The organism is Pseudoxanthomonas putridarboris, assembly GCF_038321125.1.
GTDB lineage: Bacteria > Pseudomonadota > Gammaproteobacteria > Xanthomonadales > Xanthomonadaceae > Pseudoxanthomonas_A > Pseudoxanthomonas_A putridarboris.
The window spans coordinates 462354-485589 of sequence record NZ_JBBWWT010000001.1; the positions used below are offsets into that span (position 1 = coordinate 462354).

22 protein-coding genes are annotated in these 23236 nt (G+C 68.6%); 13 read left to right on the forward strand and 9 right to left on the reverse strand.

Translation table 11 applies throughout. The features are described from left to right. Positions 1-250: 250 nt before the first annotated feature. Complete coding sequence (gene speE / locus AAD027_RS02055; protein ID WP_341724343.1) at positions 251-1108, forward strand: polyamine aminopropyltransferase; 858 nt, start codon at positions 251-253, stop codon at positions 1106-1108. A gap of 75 nt (positions 1109-1183) precedes the next feature. Here speE and ppk2 read toward each other — a convergent pair whose 3' ends face one another. Next, positions 1184-2014: a polyphosphate kinase 2 gene (gene ppk2, locus AAD027_RS02060; protein WP_425605382.1), complete on the reverse strand. Its 831-nt coding sequence runs from the start codon at positions 2012-2014 to the stop codon at positions 1184-1186. A gap of 312 nt (positions 2015-2326) precedes the next feature. On the opposite strand from ppk2, the gene AAD027_RS02065 reads away from it, so the two are divergent. Further along, positions 2327-2479, forward strand: coding sequence for a hypothetical protein (locus AAD027_RS02065; protein WP_341724345.1), 153 nt, complete (start codon positions 2327-2329; stop codon positions 2477-2479). A 42-nt stretch (positions 2480-2521) separates the two neighbouring features. Here the strand turns inward: AAD027_RS02065 and AAD027_RS02070 are convergent, their stop codons facing one another. Further along, positions 2522-2953, reverse strand: coding sequence for a helix-turn-helix domain-containing protein (locus AAD027_RS02070; RefSeq protein ID WP_341724730.1), 432 nt, complete (start codon positions 2951-2953; stop codon positions 2522-2524). A 107-nt stretch (positions 2954-3060) separates the two neighbouring features. On the opposite strand from AAD027_RS02070, the gene AAD027_RS02075 reads away from it, so the two are divergent. Further along, positions 3061-3291, forward strand: coding sequence for a hypothetical protein (locus AAD027_RS02075; protein WP_341724346.1), 231 nt, complete (start codon positions 3061-3063; stop codon positions 3289-3291). A 222-nt stretch (positions 3292-3513) separates the two neighbouring features. On the opposite strand, the gene AAD027_RS02080 is transcribed toward AAD027_RS02075, so the two are convergent. After that, complete coding sequence (locus AAD027_RS02080) at positions 3514-3852, reverse strand: P-II family nitrogen regulator (RefSeq protein ID WP_341724347.1); 339 nt, start codon at positions 3850-3852, stop codon at positions 3514-3516. A gap of 188 nt (positions 3853-4040) precedes the next feature. On the opposite strand from AAD027_RS02080, the gene ubiK reads away from it, so the two are divergent. From ubiK to AAD027_RS02100, 4 genes are all read left to right on the forward strand, one after another. After that, the gene (gene ubiK, locus AAD027_RS02085) at positions 4041-4304 is read left to right on the forward strand and encodes a ubiquinone biosynthesis accessory factor UbiK (protein WP_341724348.1); all 264 of its coding nucleotides are present in this window, start codon (positions 4041-4043) and stop codon (positions 4302-4304) included. A gap of 8 nt (positions 4305-4312) precedes the next feature. Further along, positions 4313-5824: a YifB family Mg chelatase-like AAA ATPase gene (locus tag AAD027_RS02090; protein ID WP_341724349.1), complete on the forward strand. Its 1512-nt coding sequence runs from the start codon at positions 4313-4315 to the stop codon at positions 5822-5824. A gap of 128 nt (positions 5825-5952) precedes the next feature. Beyond that, a complete protein-coding gene (locus AAD027_RS02095; RefSeq protein ID WP_341724350.1) occupies positions 5953-8019 on the forward strand; it encodes an alpha/beta fold hydrolase in 2067 nt (688 codons plus the stop codon). 79 nt (positions 8020-8098) lie between these two features. Continuing rightward, positions 8099-8512: a GFA family protein gene (locus AAD027_RS02100; protein ID WP_341724351.1), complete on the forward strand. Its 414-nt coding sequence runs from the start codon at positions 8099-8101 to the stop codon at positions 8510-8512. Between the two features lie 110 nt (positions 8513-8622). Here the strand turns inward: AAD027_RS02100 and aceA are convergent, their stop codons facing one another. Both aceA and aceB read right to left on the reverse strand, forming a co-directional pair. After that, complete coding sequence (gene aceA, locus AAD027_RS02105; protein ID WP_341724352.1) at positions 8623-9915, reverse strand: isocitrate lyase; 1293 nt, start codon at positions 9913-9915, stop codon at positions 8623-8625. Positions 9916-10041: 126 nt separating this feature from the next. Beyond that, on the reverse strand, positions 10042-11688 hold the full coding sequence (aceB, locus tag AAD027_RS02110) for a malate synthase A (RefSeq protein WP_341724353.1): 1647 nt from the start codon (positions 11686-11688) through the stop codon (positions 10042-10044). 109 nt (positions 11689-11797) lie between these two features. On the opposite strand from aceB, the gene AAD027_RS02115 reads away from it, so the two are divergent. The 3 genes from AAD027_RS02115 to AAD027_RS02125 all read left to right on the forward strand — a co-directional run bounded on the left by AAD027_RS02115 (position 11798) and on the right by AAD027_RS02125 (position 13910). Next, complete coding sequence (locus AAD027_RS02115) at positions 11798-12766, forward strand: LysR family transcriptional regulator (protein ID WP_341724354.1); 969 nt, start codon at positions 11798-11800, stop codon at positions 12764-12766. A gap of 12 nt (positions 12767-12778) precedes the next feature. Then, positions 12779-13489, forward strand: coding sequence for a helix-turn-helix domain-containing protein (locus AAD027_RS02120; RefSeq protein WP_341724355.1), 711 nt, complete (start codon positions 12779-12781; stop codon positions 13487-13489). 70 nt (positions 13490-13559) lie between these two features. Then, on the forward strand, positions 13560-13910 hold the full coding sequence (locus AAD027_RS02125; RefSeq protein ID WP_341724356.1) for a VOC family protein: 351 nt from the start codon (positions 13560-13562) through the stop codon (positions 13908-13910). 1 nt (position 13911) lies between these two features. On the opposite strand, the gene AAD027_RS02130 is transcribed toward AAD027_RS02125, so the two are convergent. Next, positions 13912-14862: an alpha/beta hydrolase family protein gene (locus tag AAD027_RS02130; RefSeq protein ID WP_341724357.1), complete on the reverse strand. Its 951-nt coding sequence runs from the start codon at positions 14860-14862 to the stop codon at positions 13912-13914. A gap of 166 nt (positions 14863-15028) precedes the next feature. Continuing rightward, the gene (locus AAD027_RS02135; RefSeq protein WP_341724358.1) at positions 15029-15310 is read right to left on the reverse strand and encodes a hypothetical protein; all 282 of its coding nucleotides are present in this window, start codon (positions 15308-15310) and stop codon (positions 15029-15031) included. Positions 15311-15463: 153 nt separating this feature from the next. Here AAD027_RS02135 and AAD027_RS02140 point away from each other — a divergent pair, with 153 nt between their 5' ends. From AAD027_RS02140 to AAD027_RS02150, 3 genes are all read left to right on the forward strand, one after another. Beyond that, positions 15464-16291: a CHAD domain-containing protein gene (locus tag AAD027_RS02140; protein WP_341724359.1), complete on the forward strand. Its 828-nt coding sequence runs from the start codon at positions 15464-15466 to the stop codon at positions 16289-16291. 264 nt (positions 16292-16555) lie between these two features. Further along, complete coding sequence (locus tag AAD027_RS02145; protein ID WP_341724360.1) at positions 16556-19216, forward strand: bifunctional diguanylate cyclase/phosphodiesterase; 2661 nt, start codon at positions 16556-16558, stop codon at positions 19214-19216. Between the two features lie 243 nt (positions 19217-19459). Further along, entirely contained in the window at positions 19460-21055 is a 1596-nt protein-coding gene (locus AAD027_RS02150; RefSeq protein WP_341724361.1) for a tetratricopeptide repeat protein, read from the forward strand. Positions 21056-21097: 42 nt separating this feature from the next. Here AAD027_RS02150 and AAD027_RS02155 read toward each other — a convergent pair whose 3' ends face one another. Next, a complete protein-coding gene (locus AAD027_RS02155) occupies positions 21098-21823 on the reverse strand; it encodes a hypothetical protein (RefSeq protein ID WP_341724362.1) in 726 nt (241 codons plus the stop codon). 204 nt (positions 21824-22027) lie between these two features. After that, positions 22028-23056 carry an alcohol dehydrogenase AdhP gene (gene adhP, locus AAD027_RS02160; RefSeq protein WP_341724363.1) on the reverse strand — a complete coding sequence of 343 codons (1029 nt, stop codon included), beginning with the start codon at positions 23054-23056 and terminating at the stop codon, positions 22028-22030. Between the last annotated feature and the right edge of the window lie 180 nt (positions 23057-23236).

The window sequence follows — 23236 nt, forward strand, 5'->3', positions numbered from 1 at the left end:
ACCGTGGTGGAGAGTCCGCCGCGGCGCGGACGCGCATTCTACAGGCTGCGGTCATGGGGGTCCGTTACAATGCGCGCCCGCGATCCACCCCCTCCCCTGCTTGCGGGGGAGGGCTGGGGAGGGGGCGGACCGAAGCCCGTCGCACCTGCAAGACGCAGCGCGCGAGGCTGCGTGATCCGTTCGCTCCCATCCCAACCTTCCCCCGCCGGCGGGGGAAGGAGCCGATCTCTTTCACCCGAGGATTCATGCCATGACCGCCAACGACAACTGGTACATCGAACACTTCCAGCCCACCGGCTCGGCCATCGGCTACCGCATCGCCGGCAAGCTGGACGAGGTGCAGTCGCCGTTCCAGAAGATCGAGATCTACGACACCACCGACTGGGGCAAGTTGATGATCATCGACGGCGCGGTGATGCTGACCACCCGCGACAATTTCTTCTACCACGAGATGATCAGCCATCCGGCGCTGTTCACCCACGCCGCGCCCAGGCGCGTGGTGATTATCGGCGGCGGCGATTGCGGCACCCTGCGCGAGGTGCTGAAGCACCCGGGCGTGGAGAGCGCCACCCAGTGCGACATCGACGAGCAGGTCACCCGTATGTCGGAGAAATACTTCCCCGAGCTGTGCGAATCCAATGGCGACCCGCGCGCCGAGCTGCTGTTCGACGACGGCGTGGCCTACATGGCCAACTGCCCGGCCGGCAGCGTGGACATCGTGATCGTCGATTCCACCGATCCGGTCGGCCCGGCCGAGGGCCTGTTCAACAAGGCCTTCTACGAAAGCTGCTTCCGCGCACTGAAGGACGACGGCCTGCTGGTGCAGCAGTCCGAATCGCCGCTGGCGCTGCTGGACCTGATCAAGGAAATGCGCGCGGAGATGGGCAAGGCCGGCTTCCAGTCGTTCAAGACGCTGCCGTTCCCGCAGCCGTGCTACCCGACCGGCTGGTGGAGCGTGACGATCGCCAGCAAGCAGGGCGGTGCCGACTTCGCCTTCCGCCAGCAGGACGCGGCCGGCAAGGGCTTCGATACGCTCTACTACAGCGCGCACCTGCACACGGGCGTGCTGGTCGCGCCGCCGTTCGTGGCCAAGGCGCTGGGCGAATAGGACCTGCCGCCCCCGGCATGTACGGAAAAGCCCCGCGATGCGGGGCTTTTCCTTGCGGGACCGCGTGCCGGGCGGTCAGTACACTTCCGGGACGTACATGTCGGCCGGCACCGGGTGCCGGAGATAGTCGGGATGGTGCTCGCGCGCCGGCAGCGTGATGCTCTCGTGATCCACCTCCTCGTAAGGCACCTGGCACAGCAGGTGGTGGATGCAGTTCAGCCGGGCGCGCTTCTTGTCGTTGCCGTCCACCACCCACCACGGCGCCTCGGGGATGTGGGTGCGTTCCAGCATCTCTTCCTTCGCCTTGGTGTAGGCCTCCCATCGCCGGCGCGATTCCAGGTCCATCGGCGAAAGCTTCCACTGCTTGAGCGGATCGTGGATGCGCATCTGGAAACGGCTGTGCTGCTGGTCGTCGGCGATGGAGAACCAGTACTTGATCAGGATGATGCCCGAGCGCACCAGCATCTTCTCGAACTCGGGCACGCTGCGGAAGAACTCCTCCAACTCCTCGGCCGTGCAGAACCCCATCACCCGCTCCACGCCGGCGCGGTTGTACCAGCTGCGGTCGAACAGCACGATCTCGCCGCCGGCCGGCAGATGCGGCACGTAACGCTGGAAGTACCACTGCGTCCGCTCGCGCTCGCTGGGCGCCGGCAGCGCGGCCACGCGGCAGATGCGCGGGTTGAGCCGCTGGGTGATGCGCTTGATCGCACCGCCCTTGCCGGCCGCGTCGCGCCCCTCGAACAGCACCACCACCTTCAGTTTGCGGTGGACCACCCAGTCCTGCAGCCTGACCAGTTCGGCCTGCAGCCGCAGCAGCTCGCGGAAATACCGGCTGCGCGGCAATTGCGAACCTTCGACTCCGTCCCCGTCATCGGGGTCCAGCCGGCGGTCGTCCAGCTCCATCTCCAGCTCTTCGTCCAGATCGTCGAGGATCTCGGCCTGGAGCAGCCGGGTGTATTCGGCCATGTCGTCGCGGCGAGGCATGCGGTCATTCCATCATGTGGCATCCCATGCTCGGGAACCCGCATGACAGCGATGTGACACAAGCCGGGCACTGGTCGGGGAATCGCCGCCCGTGCGACCGACGTCAGCCCCGGAAGTCCTCCCACAAGGGAATGCCGTGCCGGATACCGTGGCGTCGCAGGTACCACGCCATGACCGTTCCATTTTCCATTCCCGCAGCCGTGCCATCCGGCCGGCGGGTGGAGCGTGACAATGGCGAGCAAATATACTGATGGAAAGCAGGGCGGCTTCGTATTCTGCCGGGACGACGCGGCCAACAACCCATTCGATGCGCAGTACCACAGCGTGCGCCTGCACAAGGGCATGCTGGTGGCATCGCTGTTCGTGGCGGCGTTGGGCGAGTGAGATGCTGTGCCTTGAGATGTCGCGCATTGCGGCACCCATCTTTCAAAAATGCCAGAAAATTCTGGCGCTTCCTACTCCCTCCCATGCAGAAGGGTAACCGCCAAGCAAGTTTGGCTGCACACGATAACCACCATCCACCTTGCTCAGCGAATCCGGATCGAGAATTATCACGCCCTCCTGCTGAACCCGTCGCTTTCCTGTTTTCACGGGGGCATTCCCGACCCCGGTAAATACCCATAGGGCATCGGCGCCCGTCATCACTGCTATCCGATGGAGCATGCGATAAGCTGGTTCGTGTCTGCCCGTTTCCCAGTGCCCCAAAGTGCTGTGGCAAACGCCCAGTGCGCTCGCAAGCTCACGAATCGTCATGCCAGCACTCATGCGCGCAATTCTCAGTCTCGTTCCTAAACCAAGCATGCTTATCTCACAATAAATCGTAGCCAAGTAGGCCCCTTGTCTAGCCATACTAGACATATTCGCGCCATGTCTTGCAACGCTTTTAGATGCATTCAATCATCGTTGATGCTGGAGTATTCCAGCGACAATTGCATTAAACAAGGAGACGAAAAACAATGCGGGCCATGACATTTGAGGAAGTCAATGCATGCAGCGGTGGCGATGTCGGAGGAATGAGCGGGCAATGTGTTGCGGAGGGCGCGCTTAACTACGTGGTCACCGCAGGCGCGATTGCCATTACGCTTGGAACAGGAGGGCTGGCTGGCGCTGCCGCGCTTGCAGGTGCAGCCTTGAGCTGGAGCAGTTGGTATCGCGATTGCGGCCCCTCCGCAAACTACGGCACCAAGCCGCAGTAATCGAAACGCGCCCTTGATCTCCGAACCAAGGGCGCATCTAAGGATCCAACATGTTGAATCGGATAGTAGCTGTAGTTTTTATAGTGGCTGCTTGCTGGAATCTTTATGCCGGCACTCAAGCTTGGGGAGCTGGAGACTCACCATGGCTCCGCTTCTCAGCGGCAATCGTCCTCTTTCTGCTGGCCGCATATTTGTTGTTCAAGCGCAGGCTCTGAGGGGTCTTCACAGCGCGTCCGCATCCAGTTCGCCCGTGCGGATGCGCACCACCCGCCCAAGGTCGTAGACGAAGACCTTGCCGTCGCCGATCTTGCCGGTGCCGGCGGCCTTGACGATGGCTTCCACCACGCGCTCGGCCTGGTCGTTGGTGACCGCCACTTCCAGCTTCACCTTGGGCAGGAAATCGACCACGTATTCCGCGCCGCGGTACAGTTCGGTGTGGCCCTTCTGGCGGCCGAAACCCTTGACTTCCGTGACCGTGATGCCGGCGATGCCGGCTTCGGCCAGCGCCTCGCGCACGTCGTCCAGCTTGAACGGCTTGATGATGGCCATGACCATTTTCATGCAGGTTCCTCCCGTCGATGCTGCACGCAGGATAACGCGGTTGCCGGCCGCGCGGTTGCGGCGCGGCGCCCACTCGCGGTTCAATGGACGCCCCGCCGCTCGGATTTTTCCGACAGCACCGCGCAGCGAACGCCGATGGCGGCCGCATGGCCGCGACGGCAAGCTCGGGGCACTGCCGGAGAACTGACATGATCGACCTCAACCACATCGACGACCTCGCCCGCCGCCTCAGCCAACTGGTGCCGCCCGGCCTGCGCGAATCGCAGGAAGAACTGCAGCAGACCTTCAAGTCCGCGCTGCAGGCCGGCCTGTCGCGGCTGGACTTGGTGACCCGCGAGGAATTCGACGTGCAGCAGGCGGTGCTGCTGCGCACCCGCGAGAAGCTGGAAGCCCTGGAACGCACGGTCGCCACGCTGGAAGCGCAGCTGGCCGACAAGCCCGCCCAGTCCTGAGTCCCGCCATGAGTCTTGCCCTGGTGCACAGCCGGGCACGGGCGGGCGTGTCCGCGCCGCCGGTGCGGGTGGAAGTGCACCTGTCCGGCGGCTTGCCGCAGACCCACATCGTCGGCCTGCCCGAAGCGGCGGTGCGCGAATCGCGCGACCGCGTGCGCGCCGCGATCCTCTGCGCGCAGTTCGAGTTTCCCGCCCGCCGGATCACCGTGAACCTGGCGCCCGCCGACCTGCCCAAGGACGGCGGCCGCTTCGACCTGCCGATCGCACTGGGCATCCTGGCGGCGAGCGGGCAGATCCGGCGCGAGACGCTGGCCGACTACGAATTCCTCGGCGAACTGGGCCTGACCGGTGAACTGCGCACCGTGGACGGCGTGCTGCCTGCCGCGCTGGCCGTGGCCGCGGCGGGACGCAAGCTGATCGTACCCACCGGCAGCGGCGCCGAAGCCGCGCTGGCACGGCAGGGCGAAGCCTTCACCGCACGCACGCTGCTGGAAGTCTGCGCCGCGCTGGAAGGCCGCAAGGAACTGCCGGCCGCGCTCGCGCCGCCACCCCAGCCCAGCACGATCCCCGACCTGTCGGACGTGCGCGGACAGGCGCACGCGCGGCGTGCGCTGGAAGTCGCGGCGGCGGGCAACCACCATCTTCTTTTCATCGGTCCCCCGGGTTGTGGCAAGACGCTGCTCGCTTCCCGCCTGCCCGGCCTGTTGCCAGAAGCCAGCGAGGCCGAAGCGCTGGAAAGCGCCGCGATCGCCTCCGTGAGCGGGCGGGGACTGGACCCGGCCCGATGGCGACAGCGCCCCTACCGGGCTCCGCACCACACCGCCAGCGCGGTGGCCTTGGTCGGCGGTGGCGCGCAGCCCCGGCCCGGGGAAGTTTCGCTTGCGCACCACGGCGTGCTTTTCCTCGACGAACTTCCCGAGTGGGACCGGCGCGCGCTGGAAGTGCTGCGCGAGCCGCTGGAATCCGGCACCGTCACCGTCTCGCGCGCGGCGCGCAGCGCGGAGTTCCCCGCGCGCTTCCAACTGGTGGCCGCAATGAATCCGTGCCCCTGTGGCTGGGCCGGCGACCCCAGCGGACGTTGCCGTTGCAATCCCGACCTGATCCGTCGCTATCGCGGCCGTATCTCCGGCCCGTTGATGGACCGCATCGACCTGCACGTGGAAGTGCCGCGACTGCCGCCGCACGAACTGCGCCCAGACGCGGCCGAAGGCGAGTGCAGCGCCACCGTGCAGGCGCGCGTGGTAAGGGCGCGCGCACGTCAGCTTGCCCGCACCGGCAAACCCAACGCGCAGATCGGCCAATCCGAAACGATGGCGCACTGCCGCCTGCAGCCACGCGACCAGGCGCTGCTGGAACGCGCCATCGAACGCCTGCAGCTCTCCGCCCGCAGCATGCACCGCATCCTGCGCGTGGCTCGCACCATCGCCGACCTGGCCGGCAGCGACGGCATCGCCACCGCGCATCTCACCGAGGCGCTGGGCTACCGCAGCGCGGATCGCGGCGGCAAGATCGCTCCCTGAGGCCACGAATCGCAGGGCAACGATCCCCGAATGGAGGGTATGGTCTACTCGGCGGTCACACGCGATTCGATGCGGTCGTCCCGTCCGCACAGCCACCATCCTTTCCGTCCACCGCCAAGGAGTTCGCCATGCGAAATACCGTACTGTCCGCCACCGGCCTGCTGTTGTCCCTGTCCATCTCCACCTGCCTGGCCGCCTCCGCGTCGCCCAGCGCGGCGGACCGCATCGCGGATACGGAACTGATCCCGCGCGAAGCCCTGTTCGGCAATCCCGTGCGCGCCAACGTGCAGATCAGCCCCGACGGCCGATACCTCAGCTGGATCGCGCCGGTGGACGGGGTGATGAATCTCTGGGTGGCGCCGGCGAACGATCTGGACAAGGCGCGCGCCATCACCCGGGACAAGGCGCGCGGCATCCGCAGTTATTTCTGGTCCTACCGCCCCGGCACCCTGCTGTACCTGCGCGACACCGGCGGCGACGAGGATTTCCACCTGTACGCCGTCGATCTGGCGACCGACAAGGCCACCGATCTCACGCCTTTTCCCAAGACCCGTGCGCAGGTGTCCGGCGTCAGCGCCAAGCAGCCGGGCGCCATCCTGGTGGGCATGAACGACCGCGATTCCCAATGGCACGATCTGTACCGTGTCGATCTGGCCAACGGCCAGCGCACGCTGGTGGAGAAGAACACCCAGCAGATCGGCGGCTACCTGGCCGACGCCGACTACCGGGTGCGCTACGCCACCCGCGCGCGTCCCGATGGCGGCCTGGACGTGCTGGAACCCGACGGCCAGGGCGGCTGGAAGAAATACGACGACATCCCGTTCGAGGACGTGGCGAGCACGCAGCCCAGCGGGCTGACCACCGACGGCAAGACGCTCTACTTCACCGACTCGCGCAACCGCAACACGGCGGCGCTGTACGCCATCGACGTGGCCAGCGGCAACAGGACGCTGGTGTTCGAGGATGCGCGCGCCGACATCGACGGCACCCTGACCCATCCGGCGACCGGCCAGGTGCAGGCGGTCTCGGTCGACTACCTGCGCGAGGAATGGAACCCCATCGACGCCGGCATCGACGCCGACCTGAAGAAGCTGAAGACGCTGGGCCCCGGCAACATCGGCGTCAACAGCCGCACCTACGACGACAAGACCTGGATCGTGGCGTACTCGGCCGCCGAGTCGCCCCTGGTCTATTACCGCTACGACCGCGATGGCGGCCAGCTGACCCGGCTGTTCTCGGCGCGCCCGCAGCTGGACGGCAAGCCGCTGGTGCCGCAGTGGCCGCAGGAAATCAAGTCCCGCGACGGGCTGACCCTGGTCAGCTACCTGACCTTGCCCAGGAGCGCGGATGCCGACAAAGACGGCAAGGCCGATGCGCCGACGCCACTGGTGCTGTTCGTGCACGGTGGTCCGTGGGCGCGCGACAGCTACGGCTACAACGGCTATGCACAATGGCTGGCCAACCGCGGCTATGCCTCGCTGGCGGTGAACTACCGCGGCTCGACCGGCTTCGGCAAGGACTTCACCAACGCCGGCAACGGCGAATGGGCGGCGAAGATGCACGACGACCTGCTGGATGCGGTGCAATGGGCGGTCGGCGCGGGCGTCACCACGCCCGACCAGGTCGCCATCATGGGCGGCAGTTACGGCGGCTATGCCACGCTGGTCGGGCTGACCTTCACGCCGGATACCTTCAAGTGCGGCGTGGACATCGTCGGCCCGTCCAATCTCAATACCTTGCTCAGCACCGTGCCGCCCTACTGGGCCAGCTTCTTCGAGCAGTTGGCCAAGCGCATGGGCGACCCGCGCACCGGGGAAGGCAAGCAGTGGCTGGCGGAACGCTCCCCACTGACGCGCGCCGACCAGATCAAGAAGCCGCTGCTGATCGGCCAGGGCGCCAACGACCCGCGCGTGAAACAGGACGAGAGCGACCAGATCGTCAAGGCGATGACCGCGAAGAACATCCCGGTGACCTACGTGCTGTTTCCCGACGAGGGCCACGGCTTCGCCCGCCCGGAGAACAGCAAGGCGTTCAACGCGGTGACCGAAGGCTTCCTGGCGCAATGCCTCGGCGGACGCGCCGAACCGATCGGCGGCGACTTCGCCGGTTCCAGCATCAGCGTGCCGACCGGTGCGGACGGCGTTCCCGGGCTGGAGGCGGCGCTGAAGGACCACACCCAGGACGTGCGCAAGTAATCGTAATCGCCGGATGCCTTCGGGGAGACGGGCAGCCTGTCCGTCTCCCCACGGCGGTTACCGAAACGAGACATCGGACATGATGGAACAATTCCCCCGGACCGCGCGCGCCCAATGCCTGTGCGGCCGTGTTTCGCTCGAGGCCGACCTGCCCAGCCTGTGGGCGGCGCACTGCCACTGCACCCTGTGCCGGCGTGCCCATGGCGCGGCGTTCGTCACCTGGGTCGGGATGGAGGAAGCGCGATGCCGCGTCCACGATGCCGGCGGCAACCTCCAATGGTACGCATCATCGGCCGAAGGCGAGCGCGGCTTCTGTCGCCATTGCGGCTGCATGATGCTGTTCCGCGGCACGCGCTGGCCAGGCGAACTGCATGTCGCGATGGCGCACTTCACCACGCCCGTGGATCGCATGCCGCAGGTGCACGTGTACTGGGACGAGCATGTGCCCTGGGCCGCGGTGGACCCGGGCGATGGTCTTCCGCGCAAGCCATAGGCGGAATGGAGCCGCATGCGGCAGGACACCGTTGCGTCCAAGTCGCGCGCGCGGCGGAAGCGGAAAGGGCCGGCAATGCCGGCCCTTCCTGCTTTTGGCATGCCGCGGGTTCAGGCCGCCTTTTCCGCCTGGAACTGTTCTTCCTCGGTCGAGCCCTTCAGCGCGGTGGTCGAGGACTGGCCCTGCTGGATGGCCTGGGTCACCGCGTCGAAGTAGCCGGTGCCGACCTCGCGCTGGTGCTTGACCGCGGTGAAGCCGCGGTCGGCGGCGGCGAACTCGGCTTCCTGCAACTCGACGAAGGCGCTCATCTGGCGGCGCGCATAGCCGTGCGCCAGGTTGAACATCGAGTAGTTCAGTGCGTGGAAGCCGGCCAGGGTGATGAACTGGAACTTGTAGCCGTAGCCGGCGATTTCCTTCTGGAACTTGGCGATGGTGGCGTCGTCCAGGTTCTTCTTCCAGTTGAAGCTGGGCGAGCAGTTGTAGGCCAGCAGCTTGCCGGGGAACCTGGCATGGATGGCCTCGGCGAACTTGCGCGCGAACTCCAGGTCCGGCTTGCCGGTCTCGCACCACACCAGGTCGGCGTAGGGCGCGTAGGCCAGGCCGCGGCTGATCGCCTGGTCCAGGCCGTTCTTCGTCTTGTAGAAACCCTCCACCGTGCGCTCGCCGACGATGAATGGCCTGTCGTTGTCGTCGATGTCGCTGGTCAGCAGGTCGGCGGCCTCGGCGTCGGTACGCGCCACCAGCAGCGTGGGCACGCCGGAGACGTCGGCGGCCAGCCGCGCGGCGTTCAACTTCTCCACCGCCTCGCGGGTGGGCACCAGCACCTTGCCGCCCATGTGGCCGCACTTCTTCACGCTGGCCAGCTGATCCTCGAAATGCACGCCGGCCGCGCCGGCCTCGATCATCGCCTTCATCAGCTCGAACGCGTTCAGCACGCCGCCGAAGCCGGCCTCGGCATCGGCCACGATCGGCTGCAGGAAGTCGATGCTGTCGTCGCCCTCGGCATGGCTCAACTGGTCGGCGCGCAGCAGCGTGTTGTTGATGCGCTTGACCACCGCCGGCACCGAATCGGCCGGGTACAGCGACTGGTCCGGGTACATCTGGCCGGCCAGGTTGGCGTCGGCGGCGACCTGCCAGCCGGACAGGTAGATCGCCTTCAGCCCGGCCTTGACCTGCTGCATGGCCTGGTTGCCGGTCAGCGCGCCCAGCGCGTTGACGAAGTCCTCGGTCTGCAGGTAGTTCCACAACTTCTCCGCGCCGATCCTGGCGACGGAATGCTCCACCGGGACGGTGCCGCGCAGGCGCACCACGTCGGCGGCAGTGTAGTTGCGGGTGATGCCCTTCCAGCGCGGGTTGGTGTCCCAGTCGTTCTGGATCTGTTCGGCGGTCGGCAGCTTGGTCATGGTGGTGGTTCCGTGTTGTGGACAGCAGGGGCTTTGTAGGAGCGGCCTCGGCCGCGATGCTCTTGATGCAGCAGGTACGGACAGGAAAGCATCGCGCCCGAGGGCGCTCCTACAAGATGGAAGGGTTCAATCGATGCGTTCGTAGGCCGGCAGGGTGAGGAACTCGGCCAGTTCGTCGGCGCGGCTCAGTTCGTCCAGCAGCGCGATGGCCTCGGCGATGCGCGCGCCGCCCGGCAGCTTGCCGTGGTCGCCGAGCCTGGCCGGCAGCGCGGCCAGCGTGCGCTGCAACAGCGCGTCGTCGATCAGCGTGCCGTCGGCCAGGTGCAGGTCGTGCGTGTGCAGCCACTGCCAGATCTGCGTGCGCGAGATCTCGGCGGTCGCCGCGTCCTCCATCAGCCAGTGGATCGGCACGCAACCGTTGCCGTCCAGCCAGGCGGCCAGGTAGCGCACGCACACCTCCACGTTGCCCTCGAAACCGGCGCGGGTGATGGTGCCGAACGAGGGCCTGATCAGGTCGTCGCGGGTCACCAGCACGTCCTCGCGCAGCACGTGGTGCTGGTGCGGCTGCGGCATGTGCTCGTCGAAGATCGCGCGGGCGATGGGAATCAGCGCCGGGTGCGCCACCCAGGTGCCGTCGTGGCCGGCGGTGACTTCGCGCAGCTTGTCGGCGCGCACGCGGGCCATCGCCTGCTCGTTGGCGGCTTCGTCGTGGCCGATCGGGATCTGCGCGGCCATGCCGCCCATCGCATGCGCGCCGCGGCGGTGGCAGGTCTGGATCAGCAGTTCCGAATACGCCTTCAGGAACGGCTGCGTCATCGTCACCTGGCTACGCTCGGGCAGGACCTTGTCGGCATGGCGGCGGAAGGTCTTCAGGTAGGAGAAGATGTAATCCCAGCGCCCGCAGTTCAGGCCGACGATGCGGTCGCGCAGCGCGTGCAGGATCTCGTGCATCTCGAACACCGCCGGCAGCGTCTCGATCAGCACGGTGACCTTCATCTGCCCGTGCGGCAGGCCCAGCGTGGCCTCGATGTGCGACAGCGCGGTCTCCCACAGCGCGGCCTCTTCCATGCTCTGCAATTTGGGCAGGTAGAAGTACGGGCCGCGGTCCTGCGCCATCAGCGCGCGGGCGTTGTGGAAGGCGAACACGGCGATGTCGAACAGCCCGCCGGCCATCGGCGCACCGTCCACGCGCACGTGCTTCTCGTCCAGGTGCCAGCCGCGCGGGCGCACCAGCAGCACGGCCTGCTCGTCGCGCGGCTTCAGCGCGTAGCGCTTGCCGGGCACGCCGTCGGTGGCGGGCGCGGTGAACGTCAGGTCGCCCTTCACCGCACCGATCAGCGCGCGCTGGCCGGTCAGCAGGTTGTGCCAGGTCGGCGACGTGGAATCCTCGAAATCGGCCATGAACACCTTGGCGCCGGAATTCAGCGCGTTGATGACCATCTTCGGGTCGACCGGGCCGGTGATCTCCACGCGGCGGTCCTGCAACGCGGCCGGCAGCGGCGCCACCGTCCAGTCGCTTTCCCGTATCGACCGCGTGTCGTCGCGGAAGTCCGGCAGGCCGCCGGCGTCGAAGAAGGCCTGGCGCTGGCGGCGGGCCGCCAGCCGGGCCTGGCGCTCGGGTTCGATCGCACGGTGCAGGGAGACCAGCAGGGCCAGCGCCGCCGGGGGAAGCAGGCCTTCCTGGCCGGCCACGTTGGCGGTCAGGGCGATGCCGGGGGTCGGGCGGTCCGCGGCGATATCGCGCGGTGGCGGGGCGAAAGCGGTGGCGTGCATGGTCGGCTCCTTGCGTCTTGCTGGAGTCGTACGCTGCGCTGCAACCAACTATTTGACAAAGCAGTTTTGTCAATGCATTAAATAAGCTGAACTTATATCTATTGGAACAATGGCGGACCCAGTCGTCCCAACCCCGCGATTTCCCTACAAATCCGACCGGCTCAAGCCCCTGCGGGCGTTCTGCCAGACGGTACGGCTGGGGTCGGTGTCGCGGGCGGCCGAGGCGCTGTTCGTCAGCCAGCCGGCCATCACCCTGCAGTTGCAGGCGCTGGAACGGGAGCTGGGGGTCACCTTGTTCGAACGCAGCGGACGCCGGCTTGCACCCAGCCGCGAGGGCCAGTTGCTCTACGAACTGGCGCAGCCGCTGGTGGAAGGCGTCGACGGCCTGGACGCGCTGTTCCGCGACAAGGTCAGCGGGCTGGACTCGGGCGAACTCAACATCGCCGCCAACAGCTCGACCATCCTGTACCTGTTGCCGAAGATCGTGGAGAACTTCCGCCGCCAGCACCCGGAGGTGCGGCTGACCCTGCACAACGCCGTCACCGCCGACGGCACCGACCTGCTGCGCTCGGACGCGGTGGACCTGGCCATCGGCTCGGTGCTCGACGTGCCGGCGGACCTGAGCTACGCGCCGGTGTACCGCTTCGAGCCGCTGCTGATCACCCCACCGAACCACCCGCTGGCGAAGAAGCCCGACCTGCGCCTGGAGGACCTGTCGCCCTACGGCCTGATCCTGCCGCCCAAGCGGCTGATCACCTACCGGCTGGTGGACCTGGTGTTCCAGCAGAACCGCGTGCCCTACACGGTGGCGCTGGAAGTCGGCGGCTGGGAGGTCATCAAGCAGTACGTGGCGATGGGCATGGGCATCTCCATCATCACCTCGATCTGCCTGACCGACGCCGACCGCGACCGGCTGACGGCCCGCTCGCTGGCGCAGTGGTTCCCCGCGCGCAGCTACGGCGTGGTGGTGCGCAAGGGTAAGTACCTGTCGCCGCAGGCGCGCGACTTCATCGAACTGATCCAGCCGCACCTGTTCGAGCGGCGGGATTACGATGAGAGCGGGCATTCCGAACGCTAGCGCGATGCGTCCATGAGCGGCCGTTACCGACAACACGACTATGCGCCAGGCCAGGCCTTGCGCTGCCATTGGCAGTACGTGCAGGGACCGCGGGCAGCACCGGCCCTCGTGCTGCCGGATGCCTGCGTCGACCTGTTGTGGGATGGCGCGCGGTTGAGCATCGCCGGGCCTGATCGGCGCGCACAGTACGCCCACCTCGCTCCGGGCAGCCGACTTCAGGGACTGCGGTTCGCGCCGACCGCGGCCGCACGCTGGCTGGGCGTGCCGCTGCATGCCCTCGCCGACCAGCGCGTCGAGCTGCGCGATCTCGGCGTCCGGCACCTCGCGCGGCTCGCCGACCGGATGGCGGATCGCGAACCCGGCGACGCGATGGCCTGGCTCGCCGACCGGATACTGGGCGAAGGACATCGCGGCGATGCGATGCAGGCCGTGCATGCGCAGCTGTCGCGGGCACACCCTGCCTCGATCGCGCAGCTCGCCGGCGAGCTCGGCATCACCGAGCGCACACTGCTTCGCCGGTGCGACGAAGCGTTCGGGTACGGGCCGAAACTGCTGGCCCGCATCCTGCGGCTGCAGCGCTTCCTGCAGGCGCGCCACCACCGCGCCACCCTGCTGGAGGCCGCGCTGGACGCCGGCTATTACGATGCCGCCCAACTGGCGGGCGACACGCGCCAACTCACCGGACTGACGCCGACGCAACTGGTGGCGCGGGTCGCGGACTGACTGTCCGATTTCGCCAAGACAGCGCGACCGTGGTGTCGCAGACTGCCCGCCTCTTCCACGGATGCCCGCCATGAGCAACGCCGAGCGCCACCACCGCATCGACTACATCGAATTCACCGTCGCCTCCATCGCCGCATCCAAGGCGTTCTATGGCGGCTCCTTCGGCTGGACGTTCCAGGACTACGGCCCGGACTACTGCGAGTTCCGCGATGGCCGGCTCGCCGGCGGCTTCGCGCATGGCACGCCGCAACCGGGCGGCGCGCTGGTGGTGCTGTATTCCACCACGCTGGAGGACAGCCTGGCGAAGGTGGAGACCGCCGGCGGCAGGATCACGAAGCCGATCTTCCCGTTCCCCGGCGGACGGCGCTTCCAGTTCGCCGACCCGGACGGCTACGAACTGGCCGTGTGGTCGGACGCCTGAATCACTGCGCCACGTAGCGCGCCAGCAGGTCGCGGTGGCGCGCGGTCCAGTCGTTCATTTCCTTGCGGTCGGCGCCGTACGCATCGTCGATGAAGGCGAGCGACAGTTCCTCGGTCGCCTGCTTCACCTGCGTGCTGACATCCTGCGAATCGAAATAGCGGTGGTCGGTGAACACGTTGTGGGTGCCGTGCTTGTAAATGGCCAGCACCTTTTGCGCGCCGCCGGTGGCCTCGTACACCTTCAGCCGGTCCTCCACGCCGGAACCGAAGCCCGGGATGCGGATGATGTCGTCGGCCGTGGTGACGTGCAGGGTGGGGATGGTCACTCCGCCCAGGATCGGACGGAAGTCGTCGTCGCCGTAGAACGGCGGCGCGGAGATCACGATGGCGGCGGTGACGCGCGGATCGCGCAGCCAGATCGCCTTGCCGTGACGCATCACCCGCGCGCCGGCCGACATCAGCGTGGTGTTGGCCCCGTACGAATGCCCGGCCGCCACGATGCGCGCGCGGTCGATGTGCGCGCCCCATTCGCCGGCCAGCAGCCGGTCCAGCGCGAAGCGCTGATCGCCCACGCGGGCGACCGCCTCCGATTCGCCGGCGGCGCGCTGGAACCGCGCGACCAGTTGCAGCGGGTTGCCCTGCCACAGCGCGCGGTCGCTGCCCACGTGCTGCAAGTGGATGCTGGCGATGCCGTGCCGCGCCCAGTAATGGCCCAGGTAGGTATAGCCGTCGCGCGAGCTGCCGATGCCATGCGAGAACACCACCAGCGGTACCTGGCCGTCCCGCGCCGCCTTCGGCCAGAACAGCTTCACCGGTACCGCGCGGCCGCGCTCGGCATCCTGCCAGTCGAGGTCGCGCACTTCGTAGTCGGCGTGCGCCTGCCATGCGCCCGTCGGGGACGCCGGCACGCGCGGGGACACCGCCAGCACCGGCGCCAGCAGCAGGACGGACAACAGGACCGCCCAGCGTCGGCGGCGGAGGAAAGCGGGAACGTTCATCGGAAAACGAAACGTAATCGACTGGGGAGGAACCGCGGGCCGCCATGGCGGCCCGCGAACGGCAACGACGGGATTGCAGGCGCCGGCACACCCGTACCGGCAACGCACGCCGGGCGTGCGTTCACTTCTTCTTCGGGCGCCCGGCCTTGACCGGCGCCAATGCCTCCAGCGCCTTGGCCAGCGCCGCCGGCGACAGGCCATGCAACGCATGCAGGCCGGCGCGCAGCAACTCACTCTTCTTGGCCGGCCGGCGTGCTTCCAGCGCGCGCGCCTTCAGCACCGACACCAGCGCGAAATCCGCGGCCGGCATGGTGAAACTGTCGCGCACGGGCTTCTGCGGCTTGTCGGCCTTGCCCACAGCGACGTCGGCATCGGCAGGGCGCTTGCGGGGCTTGGACATCATGGCGGCCAATAATTGTATAAATCATTTATACCTTTTAACGTCGCCCGCGCCAAGCGCCGGCCAGCCGACGAACGGCGGGCGTTAAGCCCGGGTTGCCCACGCGGCGCCCTCGCCCGGGCATTAGACTGGCAGCCCGCGCTCCGGAACCCTCCGATGAGTCGTCGTGCCGCTTCCCCCGCCACCGGCGAACAGATGGCCGCCCTGGTCGCCGAGGATGCCGCCGTCCTGACCGCATCGCTGGCGCGCGCGCCCTCGGATCCGCGCGGGGTGCACGAAGCCCGCAAGGCCGTGCGCCGGCTGCGCTCCGTGCTGGCGCTGGCGCGCGACCCGCTGGGCGAGCCCGCGCGCGCGCTGGACCGCCAGCTGCGCGGCATCGCCAAGGGATTGTCGGCGCTGCGCGATGGCCAGGTCGTGCAGGAAACCGCCGCATCGATCGCACGCGAAAGCCAGGACTCGGAAGACGCCGCCAACTGGCGGCTGATCGTCGACGCGCTCGCGCAGCGTCAGGCGCGCCTGCTGGCGTCCACCCTGGAGAAAGACCCCGGCTTCGCCCGTCGGCAGACGCAGGCCCACCGCCATGCGGAGCGCCTGGGCCAATTGCCCTGGCAAAACGTGCACGCCGCCGACCTGCGCCGGGCATTGGAGAAATCCGCGCGGCGCCAGCAGCGCGCGCAGCATGCCGCCCTGGCCAGCGGCCAGGCCGACGACCTGCACGACTGGCGACGCAAATCGCGGCGCCTGCGCATGCAGCTGAACGCGATGAAGAAACTCCGCCTGCGCGCCCTCCCGCACGGCACCCAAGCATTGCCCGGATCGGCCAAGCACATCACGCAGCTCGTCGACCAGTTGGGCGCTCTGCAGGACCTGGAGCTGCTGCACAAGGCGCTGCGCGCGCTGGAGCGCGAACGTCCGCCGGCGGCAACCACCCTGCCCACCCGGCATGCGGCCCCGGTCCGCGAACAGGTCCTGCCACTGGCATGACCCGCCACAGGCGGACGCGCAGGCCGTACCGCAAGCCGTCAAGAACGCCACCGCCAGGCCGATAGTGACCCATACGGCCATACGGCCGGGACGGTCGCGCGCCTCGGCAACGGCCTTCGCGCCAATGGACGCGGACCCGGCACGCACCGTGCATCGTCACAAGGCCGGCCCGGCCCGGAACGGGCGGCCCGGCATCCCCCGTACCCAGGACACCAGGCAGAGCAGGTGGAAGCAACAACCCCGACCCCGCCGTCGGATACGCGCATGGCGCGTGCCGACGACCCGACCCGACGACGGGGCCTGCCGCCCATGGCGTGGGCGGCGGCCGTGCTGCTGGGCGGCCTGCTGCTGACCGGATGGGTGGCGCACCGCGAATGGCGCGACCTGCACGCGCATGCCGAACGCATGCGGCACGCGCGGGCCGACGCCGGCGCCGCTCGCCTGCGCGTGCCACTGGAGCAGGCCGCCTCGACGTTGCGGGCGATGCAGACGGTGTTCCTGTCCAGCGACACGATGGACCAGGCCAAGTTCGCCCAGTACCACGCCAACCTGCGCAGCCCGCTGCCGGAGGGCGCCTACACGTCGGTCGCCTTCGCCCGGCGCGAACCCGCCGGACAGCCGCTGGCGGACCATGTTTCCTATCGTTACCGGTTCGTCACGCCGTACGAACCCAATGCCACGCTGCTGGGTTTCGACACGGTGTCGCAGAAGGCCAACCTGGCGGCGCTGCTGCAGGCGCGCGACACCGATACCGTGGTGGTCTCGGCCCCGTTCACGCTGCGCCAGGGCGCGCCGCACGGGCAGAATCCGCTGGGCGTCACCCTGCGCCTTCCGGTCTATTCCAACGGCCCCACGCCCGCCACGCCCAACCAGCGGCGCGCGCGCGAGATCGGTGCGCTGGCCATCGGCATGCGCATCCAGCCGATGGTGGAAACCGCGCTGGAAGGCGCCGTGCTGGACGGCTTCCGCGTGCGCCTGTACGACACCGGCAGCGGCACGGCCGAACCGTTCTACGACTCCGGCACTGCCATCGCCGCCGGCATGCCCGTGCAGACGCGCGTGCTGGCCTTCGGCGGGCGCCAGTGGCGCATCGACATGCAGCCGCGGCCCGCGCCGCTGGACATGGGCCGGCTGGAAGCGGTCGTCGCCGGCGGCGTCACCATCAGCCTGTTGCTGTCGGCGTTGGCCTGGTCGCTGACGACCACCCGCCGTCGCGCGACGGCGCTGGGCCGGCAGATGAGCGACCGCTTCCGCGAAAGCGAGATGCGCTTCCGCACGCTCAACGAGCTGCTGCCCGCGCTGGTGCTGCTGGCCGGCACGCGCGACGGGCGCATCGTCTACGCCAACCAGGCCGCGCGCCTGCGCCTGGGCGATCCCACCGGCCTGCCGCTGGCCGCGCTGTTTTCCGATCCGCTGCTGCGGCACCGCGCCGGCGACGCCGCCACGGTCGGCAACGACTGGGGCAACCTGGAAGCCGTGCTGCTAAGCCCCGTCGGCGACGCGTTCTGGGCCAATGCCTCGATCGCGCGGGTCGACATGGACGGCGATGCGCACCTGCTGATGGTGGCCACCGACATCTCGGAACAGCGCGAACTCACCGAACGCCTCAGCCACCAGGCCACGCACGATGCACTGACCGAGCTGTGCAACCGCCGCGAGTTCGAGCGCCGACTCGAACAGGCGCTGGCCGAGCGCAAGGCGCGTCCCGGCAACGATCCCTGCGCGCTGCTCTACATCGACCTGGACCAGTTCAAGCTGATCAACGACGTCTCCGGCCACATGGCCGGCGACCAGTTGCTCGCCCAGCTCGCGCTGGCGATGCGCCAGCAGCTGCGCGGCGGCGACGTGCTGGCGCGGCTGGGCGGCGACGAATTCGGCCTGATGGCCTTCCACGTGGACGCCGACGGCGCGCGCGCGTTGGCCGAGCGCCTGCGCGAGACCATCGAGAGCCTGATGTTCGTCTGGCAGGACCGCACCTACACCGTCAGCGCCAGCATCGGCGTGGTGGTGGTGGACCAGAACGAGGCCACGCTGAGGGATCTGCTGGCCTGGGCCGACACCGCCTGCTACCTGGCCAAGGAGAACGGACGCAACCGCGTGCACGTGTACCGCGAGGACAACGAGACCACGCGCCGGCGGGGCGAAATGGAATGGGCCAGCCGCCTGCGCTGGGCGATGGAGCAGGACCGCCTGCTGCTGGACTACCAGCAGATCGTGCCGCTGGACGGCGGCGGCGACGCGCCCAGCATCGAACTGCTGCTGCGCCTGCGCGACGAGGACGGCGGCATCGTGCTGCCGGGCGCGTTCCTGCCGGCCGCCGAACGCTACGGCCTGATGCCGGCGATCGACCGCTGGGTGATCCGCACCGCGCTGGCGCATTTCTCGCATCTGCACGAGACGGGCCGGAAGCTGGGCACCTGCGCGATCAACCTGTCCGGCGCCAGCATCGAGGACGACGGCCTGGCCGATTTCATCCTCGCCCGCATCGCCGAGTACGCGGTGCCGGCGCACAAGCTGTGCTTCGAGATCACCGAAACGGTGGCCGTGCGCAACCTGCTGAAGGTGGTGCACGTGATCGAACGCCTGCGCCGCGCCGGCTGCCTGATCGCGCTGGACGATTTCGGCGCCGGCATGTCCTCCTTCGGTTACCTGAAGAACCTGCCGGTGGACCTGATCAAGATCGACGGCAGCTTCATCCGCGACCTGGAAAGCGACCCGATGAGCCGCACCATCGTCAGCGCCATCGCCCAGATCGGCCACCAGCGCGGCCTCAAGGTGGTCGCCGAATGGGTCAGCAGCCAGCACCTGTCCGACGCCCTGCGTTCGCTGGGCGTGGACTACGGCCAGGGCTTCGCCCTGCACCGCCCCGAGCGCGTGATGTTCCAGCGCCCCGTACCGCCACGCCGGCTGGTCGCGGTGCGCTGACCGTTCTTGCGCCCTGTGGGAGCGACGTGAGTCGCGACGGCAAGGACCGAGCGATTCCCTCCCCACCATAGGAGTCCGTGCGAGCCGCGCCGACATGCCGGCGCGAATCGACCGCAATCGGGAGAGCAACGTCGCGACTCGCGTCGCTCCCACAAGGGTGCCCTGCGTAGACGCGCACCCGCACCTTGCCGATGGTGCGGCTCCGGCCTTACTGTCGCCGCATCGCACGCGGGGGAATGACGGATGCAAGGCTGCCTCAAGGGATTGATCGCATTGTGCGCGGTGCTGGGCGCCGTGCCCGTGCAAGCGGAGGAGGATGTCTCCCTGCCCGCCGTGCACGACGCGCGGCATGCGCAGCCCACGCCGGCCAGCCCTTTCTCGAAGGACGCGCCGCGCGCGCATGGCAAGCAGAAGACCGGCGGATCGCTCGCCTTCCAGCGGCAACGCCACGCCGCGATGGCCCTGGGCGAGAACGACGACGAAGCCGACGCCGACCGCGCGTTGACCGACGTGATCGCGCACGCCGAGTTCGGCGGCCTGCCGGCCGGCGAGCAGCGCGACATCCTCTCGCGGGCCGGCTGGATGGCCATCCGCGTCGACGACTATCCGCGCGCGCGCCGCCTGCTGCTGCGCGCCACCGCGAACGGCTCGGACAATCCGGACGACTGGTACTTCCTGGCCAACCTGGAGGCGCAGCGCGGCGACCATGCCGCCGCCGCGCGCCACCTGCAACGCTTCGTGCACGGCTGGCCGTCCCTGCTGGAGCATGTGGATACGCCCTCGGTGCTGCGCATCGTCCATGGCATGGACGACGACGCGCCCGCGCGCCCGGAGCTGCTGCAGTCCCTGTTCGACAGTGGCTGGGACAACCGTGGGCTGGGACTGAGCGGCCTGTGGTACGAACTGGCCCGGCTGCGCGTCGAGCGCGGCGAGCGGGACGCCGCGCGCGCCGCCATCGCCCGCGTCGTCGAACCGGCGGCGCTGGTGAAGCTGCGCGCGGACCGCCGTTTCGATGGGCTGGTCGATCCGCACGCTCCGGCTTTCGATGTCGAGGCCGCCGCCCGGCGCCGCGTCGATGACCTGCGCGTCCTGGCAAGCGAACGCACCAACCTCTTGGAAGCGCGCACGGAACTGGGCCTCGCCCTGCTGATGCTGGGCCTGCACGAAGAAGCCCTGCGATCGACCGACCAGGCGCTTGCCATCATCCGGGAGGCGCCGCGGGACACACCCGCCTTCCAGGACATGGACCAGCACGCCTGGCTGCTCAACAACCGCGCCATCGCATTGCGCCGGCTGGGCCGCATCGATGAGGCGCATGCCGACCTGCTGGCCGCCAGCCGCATGAGCGAGCAGGGCATGCCCAACGTCAGCCAGGCGCTGAACCTGGGGCAGTTCCTGTGCCAGCTGGGCCGTCCCGCGGAAGCGAAGGCCGCCATCGCGCCGGCAGAGGACCTGAGCGGCTACGGGCGGATGGTGAAGGTCCACGTCGAACTGTGCGCGGCGGTGCAGACCGGCGACCGCGCGGCGGCGAAGCGGGCGCTGGCGTACCTGCGCAAGCACCGTGCGGACTCCGCCGCCATCTGGATCGAAGCGCTGGTGGAAAGCGACCGGCTGGATGCCGCCGCCAAGGCGCTCGCCGATGCGCTCGCCGCGCCCCGCACCCGCGGCGAGATGCTGGCATGGCTGCAACAGTACCGCGAAGCGGATCCCCTGCCCGCCTATGCGTCCACCCGCGAACGTTGGCGCACGTTGATGGCGCGCGCCGACGTGCAGCGGGCCTTCTCGAAGGTGGGGCGCATCCAGCGCTACGACATCTTCTTCGGCTACGGCACGGAATAGGCGCGCCGCCGGCCCGTCGCGGGCCGTGCGAGATCGAGACGATCAGCGATGGGAATCGCGCTCGTCGTCCATCGCCTGGCCTCCGCCGGCGCCCATGCCGCCCCCCATCCCGCCGCCCGCGCCGCCACCGCCCCGGCCACCACCCTGCTTCGCATCGTCCTTCGCTCCGCCGCCCTTGCCGCCGGAGCCCGACGGCCGCGCCGGACCCTGCCTGGGGATGGGCAACTGCTCCGGCACGGGCGCCAGGTCCAGCACGTCGCGGATGAAGTCGCGCAGCGACACGACCAGTTCGGCGGTATGGACGGGGCGTCCGGCCGCCAGTTCGGTCGCCGCCTGCGCGGCGAGCCGGACCTGCTCGTCGGTGCCGAGCAGGATGATGTCGGACAGGGCGGCCTCGACCGCATCGCGTATCCGCCGCGCACGATCCGAGCCGGCCGGGTCGCCCTGCGTGGACAGGTCCGCCACGGCATGATCCGCTTCCGTCGCATCCTCGCCGCCGGTCCCGGCACTGGCCGCGCCGCGGCGGCGCAGGTCGCGCAGGTGGGTGGGATCGACCGCGAGGCTGCCGGTGAAGGAACCGCCCAGCGTCTTGTACGCCGCGATCAGCGTGCGAAGGCGCTCGTTGATCTGCCGGTTCTCGCGCTCGCGCCGCTGTTGCATCGTCTGCATGACGATCAGGCGGATGCCGACGCCGATCAGCGTGATCACGGCCAGCCCGAGCAGCGTCGAAAGCAATGTCTGCCAGGAACTGAAATCCAGGTTGCGCATGCCACGGCTCCGAATCCTTGGGGACTCACTTTATGCCAGGCGCGACCCGTTTGCTTGCGGCCAGGCGATGCGGCATTCCCGCTTCGTCATCCGGCTGCAAGGCCGGCACGGCCATGCCGGAGCCGCAAGCGTCACGGGTCCTCGACACCGATCTCGGCGCCATCTCGTCGCTGAGGCCCGCCTCGAACGCGAGCGCGGCCCGCGTCAGGCCGCCATGTCCAGCACGATGCGGCCTTCGATCTGGCCCTTGTGCATGCGCGCGAACACGTCGTTGATGTTCTCCAGCTTCTCGGTGGCCACCGTCGCCTTGACCTTGCCCATCTCGGCGAATTCCAGCGACTCCTGCAGGTCCAGGCGGGTGCCGACGATCGAGCCGCGCACGGTCACGCCGTTGAGCACCATGCCGAAGATGTCCAGCGGGAACTGGCCCGGCGGCAAGCCGTTGAGCGAAACGGTGCCGCCGCGGCGGACCATGCCGATGGCCTGTTCGAAGGCCTTCGGCGATACCGCGGTGACCAGCGCGCCGTGGGCGCCGCCGATCTCCTTCTTCAGGTAGGCCACCGGATCGGTGGTCTTCGCGTTGACGGTGACCGTCGCGCCCAGGCGCGTGGCGAGGTCCAGCTTGGCGTCGTCCACGTCCACCGCCGCCACGTTCAGGCCCATCGCCCTGGCGTACTGCACCGCCATGTGGCCCAGCCCGCCGATGCCGGAGATCACCACCCAGTTGCCGGGCTTGGTGTCGGTGACCTTCAGGCCCTTGTAGACGGTCACGCCGGCGCACAGCACGGGCGCTATCTCGATGAAGCCGATGTTCTTCGGCAGATGGCCGACATAGCCCGCGTTGGCCAGCGCGTATTCGGCGAAGCCGCCGTTGACCGAGTAGCCGGCGTTCTGTTGCTGCTCGCACAGCGTCTCCCAGCCGCCCAGGCAGTGCTCGCAATAGCCGCAGGCCGAATACAGCCACGGGATGCCGACGCGGTCGCCTTCCTTCACGTGGGTGACGCCGGCGCCGACCGCGACCACGTGGCCGACACCCTCATGGCCCGGGATGAACGGCGGGTTCGGTTTCACCGGCCAGTCGCCCTCGACCGCATGCAGGTCGGTGTGGCAGACGCCGCAGGCCTCGATCTTCACCAGCAGGTCGCCCGCGGCGGGGCGCGGCACCGGCACTTCCTCGATCGCCAGCGGCTGGCCGAACGCGCGGACCACCGCAGCCTTCATCGTCTTGTCCATGGGAAGTCCTCTTGTTCGTGGGGGAGGACCCACCGTACGCCTCGCGTCGTGACGGTGCGTTGATCGTGATCAAGCCGCGAGGATGGCGTCGGACGCGGCCCGCTTGTTCCAATGCGGCGAACCGGTCGGCGTTGCCCGCGCGGTTGCGTACATCGCGGCGCAACGCATCCCGTACGCCGA